The sequence below is a fragment of the Chryseobacterium sp. BGARF1 genome, from assembly GCF_001677955.1.
Taxonomy (GTDB): Bacteria; Bacteroidota; Bacteroidia; order Flavobacteriales; family Weeksellaceae; genus Chryseobacterium.
In genome coordinates, this window is the sequence record NZ_LELA01000025.1 from 20,786 (window position 1) to 30,417 (window position 9,632).

Annotated in this window: 4 protein-coding genes; all 4 read left to right on the forward strand. The window is 35.0% G+C overall.

Annotated elements, in window-relative coordinates; genetic code table 11:
• The first annotated feature begins 338 nt into the window (after nucleotides 1-338).
• The 4 genes from ruvA (at nucleotide 339) to AB671_RS04450 (ending at nucleotide 9,159) form a co-directional block, all read left to right on the forward strand.
• Entirely contained in the window at nucleotides 339-923 is a 585-nt protein-coding gene (ruvA, locus tag AB671_RS04435) for a Holliday junction branch migration protein RuvA (protein ID WP_066680001.1), read from the forward strand.
• A 6-nt stretch (nucleotides 924-929) separates the two neighbouring features.
• Nucleotides 930-8,006 carry a cell surface protein SprA gene (gene sprA, locus AB671_RS04440; protein ID WP_066680000.1) on the forward strand — a complete coding sequence of 2,359 codons (7,077 nt, stop codon included), beginning with the start codon at nucleotides 930-932 and terminating at the stop codon, nucleotides 8,004-8,006.
• Between the two features lie 423 nt (nucleotides 8,007-8,429).
• A complete protein-coding gene (gene gcvH, locus AB671_RS04445; protein ID WP_066679999.1) occupies nucleotides 8,430-8,807 on the forward strand; it encodes a glycine cleavage system protein GcvH in 378 nt (125 codons plus the stop codon).
• A complete protein-coding gene (locus AB671_RS04450) occupies nucleotides 8,752-9,159 on the forward strand; it encodes a VanZ family protein (protein ID WP_082987231.1) in 408 nt (135 codons plus the stop codon). Before gcvH ends, AB671_RS04450 begins: the two co-directional genes overlap by 56 nt.
• Nucleotides 9,160-9,632 lie beyond the last annotated feature (473 nt).

Consider the following 9,632-nt stretch of genomic DNA (forward strand, 5'->3'; position numbering starts at 1 on the left):
TTAAATTTTGTTCTTAAGCTTTTTTTATCTCTAAAAACAATCGATTTGAGAATAAGAAAAATCCCCAAAAATGATAGGTGGATCCCCAAAAATAACTTTTTCGAAAAATTTTAAATATTTTAATGCGAAAAATTTAATAATTAAAAAAGAGAATATAGAATACGAAACCAGAATAACTTTAATTGATAAAGATGAAGAAATCTTATTTTGGAGTTTATTTGTGTAAAAGCTGTTTTTATTGTACTGGCTATTTAAAATTAAGTTAAAAATCATTCTTCTTTGAAATGAAAACATTACTTAGTTTAAATTACTATATTTGGAAGTTATAAAAATTAATAATGATATTTTCTTTACAAGGCATCGTTCAGGAGCTTACCCCAACTTACGCTGTAATTAACGTAAATGGTGTAGGATATTACGTCGGAATCAGCCTCATGACTTCTCAAAAACTAACTTTAAATAAAGAGACTTTTTTATTCATTCAGCAAATTATCCGAGAAGATGCACATTTGCTTTTTGGGTTTCATACCCGTTTGGAAAAAGAAATGTTTAATCTCTTAATAAGTGTAAATGGAGTAGGTGCTGTTTCTGCACTTATTTTATTATCAACTTTAAGCCTTGAAGAGATTGCAACGGCAATACTATCCGGAAACGGAGCAGTAATACAAAAAGCCAAAGGAATTGGTACAAAAACTGCCGAAAGAATTATTGTTGATTTGAAAGATAAAGTTCAAAAATTTGCGACTTCAGAAGCAAACATTTCTTCGTTTGAGAATAATAAAGTGAAGGAAGAATCGTTATCTGCATTAGAAGTTTTAGGAATTCCTAAGAGAACAAGCGAGAAAATTGCAGATCGTATTTTGAAACAAACTCCGGAAATTACTATAGAAGAATTGGTAAAACAAATTTTAAAAAACATTTAACATTTGGTGAAAAATAATAAGTTTCTCAGCATCTATATACTCTTGTCGTTTTTATTCAGCTCAATTAATGTTTTTGGGCAGGATCAACCGCAACAAGGTATCTCTATAAAAAAGAATTACGAAGTTACCGACCCAACTTATTACGAAGCATATTACGATGTAAAAATCGGAATGTACTACGTGTATCCTAAGATTGGTAATACAATTACCGGACCACCTGTGGCCATGTCGGCGGAAGATTATAAAGAGTTTATGCTTGCAGAGCAGTCTAAAGCTTTTTATAGAGAAAAGTCTAATCAGTACAATTTAATGTTCAGAAAAGATAAAACGGACGCGGCAAAGAAAGGATTGATTCCTTCTTTAACGATTAACAACCGACTTTTTGAATCTATTTTTGGAAGTAATAAAATTGAAATTATTCCTTCTGGTTATGCTTCATTTGATTTTGGAGGTTTATACCAAAAAATTGATAATCCTTTGATTTTACCCCAAAACAGAACCAGTTTTACGTTTGATATCGATCAAAGAATTCAGTTAGGATTAATTGGAAAGGTTGGTGAAAACTTACAGCTTAAAGCCAATTATGATACTCAAAGCGGTTTTGCTTTTGAGAATAGAATGAATTTGGTTTGGCAGTCTAAAGGTACCTGGAAAGACCTTCAGTCTAAAGGATTAAATGAAGTAAATAAACCCAATGCTGGAGGTGAAGACAAGATTATCAAACGAATTGAGTTTGGTAATGTGAATATGCCTCTTTCTACAAGTTTGATTCGTGGTTCTGAATCTTTATTCGGGGTGAAAAGTGAATTTCAGCTGGGTAAAACTTTCGGAACGGTGGTGCTTTCACAACAACAAGGTGAAGCAAGAAATATTGTAGTACAAGGTGGTGGAACAATGAATAATTTTAAAGTAAATGCTCTAGATTATGAAGACAATCAACATTATTTTATCGGGCAGTATTTCTTAAATAATTATGATAATGCTTTGCTTAATTATCCTCAAATTAATTCCAGAATCAGTATTTCCAGAATGGAGGTTTGGGTTTTGGATCAGGGAAATTCAAATTTAGCCTATCAGAAAAGTATTATCGGGATCAGAGATTTAGGAGAAGGAGCTTCAGGGTCGCCGGATAACTCTCAAAACGGATTATATAATCAGATTAATAACGCCATTGGTAAACCAAGAGAGCAAGGTAAAAATTATCTAACCAATTTCCAAGGGCAGACATTTTCGGGAAGTGCACAACCTTATGAAAATGGGGAACATTTTGTTTTAAGTACCAAAGCCAGAAGAATGGATGCAAATGAATATACCTTTCATCCACAGTTGGGATATATCTCTTTAAATCAAAAACTCAATGACAATCAGCTTTTGGCGGTTTCATATTCATATACCGTAAACGGAACCAATCAGGTTTATAAAGTCGGGGAATTTTCGGAAGAAAGCCCAGTTTTGGTTACTAAATTATTAAGATCAAACAGTGATACAAAAGTTGAGTCACCAATGTGGAATCTAATGATGAAGAATTTTTATTCTTTAGATGCAGCACAGGTAGACAGAGATGGTTTTATTTTAAATGTATATTATCGTGATGCACAGACAGGTGGGAAAGTAAATTACTTACCCGGTACTCCCGTTGAAGGCACCAATTTGCTTAAACTTTTTAATTGGGATCGTCTAAATGTGAATGGCGATTTACAGAATAATAATGGGGTTTTAGGTGATGGGGTTTTTGACTTTGTAGAAGGAATTACTATCAAGAAAGATCAAGGACGTATTATGTTTACCAAAGTACAGCCTTTTGGAAGTTATATAGCAGGTTTGGTAGGAAACGACCCTAAATATGTCTATTCAGACCTTTATACGCAACAGAAAATACAGGCAAGCAATAGTAATCTTGCCCTGCGATATACGATGGAAGGTCGTTACAAAGGGGCCCAAGGTCAAGGGATTTCTTTGGGTGCAGTAAACGTACCTCAGGGTTCTGTAAAAGTTTCTGCAAACGGAGTACAGCTTACAGAAGGTATTGATTATACGGTAGATTACATGTTGGGATCTGTCACTATTATTAACGAAACAGTAAAACAATCTGGTCAGGCAATCAATATTTCATTAGAAAATCAGTTAACGTTCAATACCCAAAGAAAAAGATTTTTAGGTTTAAATTTAGAAAGAAGAGTTAGTGAAAATTTTATTTTCGGTGGAACGGTTGTTAATTATTCCGAATCTCCGCTTACCCAAAAAGTTAATTACGGACAAGAAGCCGTAAACAATACCATGGCGGGAGTGAATATGATGTACAACAATCAGTTGCCATTCCTAACAAGATTAACAGATAAAATTCCGGGCATCAACACGGAAGCTCCTTCCAACTTAAACTTTAAAATGGAAGGAGCCTATTTAATTCCGGGAATTAATAAAGGGACAAACAATCAGTCGTATATTGACGATTTTGAGCAGACGACTTCAAAGATTTCATTAAAAGAACCTACAGCATGGAGTTTAGCCTCCAAACCAGAGAAAAGCCAAGATAATCCACTTTTTACCGGAGCAGGTGCTAATGATAATTTAACCAATGGCTACGGTAGAGGTTTGCTTACCTGGTATAACATTGATCCTAGATTCTGGGGAGTAGGAGGAAGAGCGCCGCAGGGAATTACACCGGCATCAGTTTCTAATCACGCCTCAAGAAGGGTGCAATTCTCAGAAATTTTTAACAATAGAGATTTTGTAGCGGGAGAACAAACCTTTACCAATACTTTCGATATTTCTTATTTCCCTCAGGAAAAAGGACCTTATAACACCAATCCAGGAACGGAGACTACAGCAGAAAGATGGGCGGGAATTATGCGTCCTATAAGTGTTACCAATTTTGTGAATTCTAATATTGAATTTGTAGAATTCTGGATGATGGATCCTTATGCTGACGGTAATACTTTAGGAGCAAATCCTAAGCTTTTACTACAATTAGGTAATGTCTCTGAAGATGTTTTGAAAGACGGTTTAATGCAGTACGAAAACGGTTTACCTACTGGGGGAAATCCGTCAACAACGACAACCTCTAACTGGGGAATACAACCAAAACAGCCACCAATCTTATATGCGTTTTCAAGTGAAGGGGCAGATAGAACGGCTCAGGATTTAGGATATGACGGATTAAGCTCTGATCAGGAAGCGATGAGGTTTGGAAATACCTTTGTAAATCCCGTAACCAATATTTCGGATCCAGCAATTGATGATTTCGTATTCTATTTGTCAGATAAATTCACAGGAAGTCAGGCAGCATCTATCGTTCAGCGATACAAATATTTCAGAGGTCCGGAAGGAAATTCAAGAAGTGGTTCATTAGAAGTTTCTTCACAGACTCCCGATGCTGAAGATATTAATAAAGATTATAATCTTGACCAAATTGAAAACTATAATGAATACGCTATTAAATTAGACCAGGCAAGTTTAGGATTAGGGACAGATAACTATATCATTGATCAGAAAACAGTAACAGCTACATTCCAAAACGGTTCTACTGATGATGTAAAATGGTATCTTTTCAGAATTCCGGTTTCAAAATTCAAAGAAGCTGGGGTTGGTGGTGCAAAAAGTGAATCAGTACTTAATAATGTAAGATTTGCCAGATTGTTATTAACAGGATTTGATCAAACTTCAACATTGAGATTTGGTACAATGGATTTGATCAGATCAGACTGGAGAAGATATAGCAAAAATATTGCTAAATATGCAGATGGAGGAACAGTTCCAGATCCTGCAACTGACGAAGGTTTAACGACACAAAATATAGAGAACTTTGAAGTTGGAAGTGTAAATATCGAAGAGAATGCTCTAAACCAACCTCCCTATGTACTTCCTCCAGGAATCGATAGACAAGTACTAAGTGGAAATGCAGGAGCACAAAGACAAAATGAATCATCATTGTACCTAAAAGCGACTAACCTAGCTGTTAATGAAGCGAGAGGGGTATTCAAAAATACAAGTCTTGACATGAGAAGATACAAAAAATTAAAACTTTTTGTACATGCTCAAGATCCTACAAATACTGCATCTCCAGGAGAAATTAATGATCAAACGAAATTTTTCATTCGTTTTGGAAGCGATGCTACGGATAACTATTATGAATATGAATCTTCTCTAAAGATTACTCCAAAAAGTGCAACAGCACCCATGGATATTTGGCCATTTGAAAATGATGTTGATTTTAATATTCAAGATTTTGTAGATGCAAAAATAAGACGTGATCGAAATTCTGCTATTAAGTTGACGGATAGGACTTTAGATGAAGAATTTGACGGTGGAAATACCTCTAAAAAAATCTATATAAAAGGTCGTCCTAGCTTAGGAAACATTACGACAATAATGGTTGGTGTCAGACATGCTCCAACTAGAGGTTTAACTCCTATTACGAGAATTGTTTGGGTAAACGAAATCCGTCTTTCTGAAATTGATAACGATGGTGGGTATGCAGGAAATGCGAGTTTGAATTTCAATTTGGGGGATTTTGCAACGGTTAATACAAGTGCTTCTTATTCATCAGTAGGTTTTGGAAATATAGATTCTAAACCGGCAGAAAGAAGTCAGGCGGCGCAATCTGCTTTCAGTATCAATACCGCAGTAAACGTAGATAAATTCTTACCTGAAAAAACAGGAATGAAAATTCCTGTAAATTATTCTTACTCACAAACCATCGAAGATCCAAAATACAATCCTTTAGATACCGATGTGGAATTTAGTAAAGCTGCAAATAGAGAAGAACTTAAAAAAGTAGCCAGAACGTATACTCAGCAAAGAAGTATCGGGGTGGTGAACATGCATAAAGAAAGGGTAAAGCCAAACAGTAAGCCCAAGTTTTATGATGTAGAAAACCTTTCATTGACGGCTGTTTATAATGACGATCATTACCGAGATATTTATACCAAGAAAAACTACAGACAGTATTTCAGAGGGTATTTAGATTACAACTATACCTTCAAACCATGGGTAGTAAAGCCATTCAATAAAATGATTAGTGATACGGCAAAATCTACAAAATACTTGAGATGGGTAAAAGAGTTTAATATCAATCCGGTTCCTACAAGGTTATCTTTCAGAACCGAATTAGACAGAAATTACAACGAGTTAGAATTTAGAAATATAGATGCTATTCTGAGCGGTAATCTTAATGATGACTTTGCTGCTTTGAAGAACAGAAACTTCTACTTCGGCTGGCAATATGGTTTAGGATTTAATTTTACTAAATCTCTAAAACTGGAAATTAACTCTGCTACAAGAACATTGAATGATCAGGTGGATGTGAATACTATGGATAATTCATCTATTTTTGGGAATATTTTCAGAGCGGGGAGACCAGTTTTGTATAATCACAAAGTTCAGTTAAATTATAAATTACCGTTCCAGTATCTTCCATATTTAGATTTTATTGATGCAGAATTAGGATATGGCTTTACTTACAATTGGAATGCAAGATCTACGGCACTTCTTGCAAGCCCAGAAGGAAGTTTAGGGTCAATTGGGCAAAATTCAAATGTTATTTCGGCGAACGCTACAGCAGATCTTCCGAAATTTTTCGGACAGTTCAGTTACTTTAAAAGGATGTCGACCACGCTTCAGAAACGTAAGCAGGAGCAAGACTCTCTTAATACGGCGGTTAATCAGGCTTGGGAGAAAAACAGATATGCATACAAGAGATATAAGTTTAAAAACAAGCTTTCTATTTTACAGAGCGCAGCATTTGTACTTACTTCTATGAAGCAATTAAATGTAACTTATACCGAAAATAGCGGAACCGTGCTTCCTGGTTTATTATCTGCACCAAACGGATATGGGTATGGCCAAACTTTGGGAGGTCCTTCTTTAGGTTTCCTTTTTGGGTCGCAGGCAGACATCAGACGTACAGTGATGGAAAGAGGCTGGGTGAGTGATTCGCCATTTATGATTGATCCTTATATGAAAATGTCTACCCGAGAGTTTAGATCAGATTTACAGGTCTCCCCGATGAATGATTTTAATATAAGCTTTAATGTTTTGCAGACTTATAACCGTAATTTCTCGCAGACAGGATTCAATTATGTAGATGAGCAAACAAGAATTGCAAATCCGAATCTTACGTTCGCAAGTGATATGGTATCGTATTCTAATACGGTGGTTCTTTTAAACTCATCATTTAAAGAAAGTACCGTGATTTATGATGCCATCAGAGCCAATGCTCAGCTGATTTCACAACAAATGGGTGGAGTTTTAAATCCGGATGGATTTACAAAAGGATACGGTATTTCTAATGCTTATGTTTTAATTCCTGCATTCCGTGCAGCAATGGAAGGTAAAAGCCCACAACGTTTAGGAAATGCAAAAAAGGCAGGACTTCCTCTTCCGAACTGGAGAATTATTTATTCAGGTCTTAGAAATGTTCCAATCATTAACGGACAGTTTACCAAATTTGATATTCTCCACAGTTATACTGCAACATATACTGCAACAGGAATACAATCGAATATTGATTATTTCAACAGCCGAACTGATCCAGGAAGTTCTTTAAGAGATGTTAATGATAATTATATCAATCCTTATACATTCTCTCAGGTAGGTTATACAGAATCTTTCTCACCATTAATCGGAGTTGATGTTACCATGAGAAACAATATGCAGTTTGGGGTGCAGTACAACAAAACAAGAAGTATGATTCTTGGTTTGGTCAATCACTCCCTTACCGAAGATGCCTATTCAGAATATGTAATAAGATTAGGATATATTGTAAGAAACTTCCGTTTGGGAACCAATAATCAGCGAGGGGCAAGAGCGAAAGGGTCAGATTTAAATATCCGTGGTGATATTTCCTTGAGAGACAGCCAGACAAGTATTATGAATATCTTATTGAATGATTCTCAAATTACGGGCGGACAAAAATTAATGAACATTAAACTTTCTGCAGACTACAACGTTTCAGAGAATCTTAACTTAAGATTATTCTACGAGCAGATGACTTCCAAGTACAAGATTTCTACAGCCTTTCCGCTGTCAACGATTAGAGCAGGAATTTCTGCGACATTCACTTTTGGTGATTCCGGAGGTTTTTAAAATAGATAAACTCACAATTCCCTTTCTGCAAAAGAAAGGGAATTTTTATTTCACAGCTATTGGATGATAACATTTCAATGACTATCTTTGGTAGGTAATAATAATTAATTTAAATAAGAATAAAAGATGCGCAGTATTGTGTGTCTTTTATTTTTTATAGCCAATATGAGAACTGCAGACACCACCAAAGAACTCAGGTTATAAGATAAAATAGTACTTGCTTTATTGTTCAAATTGGTTTTTTAAGATTGTTGTTTTTCAACTCAGGATAATTCCATGAGGATCTGGTATCAATACTTTCGTAAGTTTGCCTTAGATATAAACGAAGAATAGCACAAAGACCAATTATTCTTTATACTTATGCAAAATTTACTTTGAGCATATCTCTATTTTGAATAAATTTGTCAACATAAAAAAAATAAAATGAATACACCGTCAGAATTAAAGTACACTAAAGACCACGAGTGGGTAAAAATCGAAGGTAACATCGCTACAATTGGTATCACAGACTTTGCACAAGGAGAGTTGGGAGATATCGTTTATGTAGATGTAGATACAGTAGATGATGAGGTTAATGGAGGAGATGTTTTCGGAAGTGTAGAAGCTGTAAAAACGGTTTCAGATTTATTCTTGCCAATTTCAGGAAAAGTAATTGAGTTCAATGCTGGTTTAGAAGATCAACCGGAATTATTAAACTCAGATCCTTACGGAGACGGATGGATCATCAAGCTTGAAATCGCAGAAGATGCAGATCATTCAGAATTGCTTACTGCTGAAGAATATCAAGCAATCATTGGATAAAATTTCAAACATATTTATTAAGATACTGCCCATTTATTGGGCATTTCTTACTTATATGCTTTTGCGTCCCGGTGTCGAGAACAAAGAATATTTCTTTATGTTCAATGGAATCGACAAGGTTTTACATTTAAGTATATTTGCGGCATTAGGTTTTTGCTTTATCGCTGCTTTTCCCAAGATTAGATTTTCCTATTTCTTCCAGATTATGTTGATTTATGCATTCCTCACAGAAATTCTCCAGGAAGAAATGAAACTCGGCAGATCAATGGAAACACTCGATATCGTCGCCGATACCATCGGTTGCTTAGTAGGATACTATATATATAAAGTATTAGTCAAACGTTTTTTATGATTCTTTCATAAAAACTTGAAAACATATTTCTACCTCTGAATCTTTTCGGAGGTATTTTTTTTGATATATAAATAAGTATACTCTCAAACTTTCTCATCCTCCAATTCTCCAACTTTTTTCAGTAGCTTAATCCGGCTTTCACTACTCGCTTTTTTGCGCCATGCTTTTCCCTTGTTATCAAAAAGAGCTCAAACATGCCGTTCAATCCGGGCTAGGGAAGGGGTTCATAAGTAAAAAGATAAAAGATAAAATTAAAAAGAGTAAAATTCAGCCCATAATATAAAGAAGAACCTATTTTAGAGTTTTTTTTGAACCTCTTTGATTTTTACTCAATTTTTTAAAGCTCCACTCGGAGCTGACTGTTCATAGCAGGAAAATATAAGCAATATAAAGCTCCTTAGGAGCGACCTGTAAAATAAAGTTATATTATTATATAAAGAATGTGCTCATCAAATTTCTCAACGATAATCATT

Coding starts and splice junctions, on each gene's coding strand:
- ruvA (WP_066680001.1), top strand. CDS start 339: ATGATATTTTCTTTACAAGGCATCGTTCAGGAGCTTACCCCAACTTAC.
- gcvH (WP_066679999.1), top strand. CDS start 8,430: ATGAATACACCGTCAGAATTAAAGTACACTAAAGACCACGAGTGGGTA.
- AB671_RS04450 (WP_082987231.1), top strand. CDS start 8,752: ATGCAGATCATTCAGAATTGCTTACTGCTGAAGAATATCAAGCAATCA.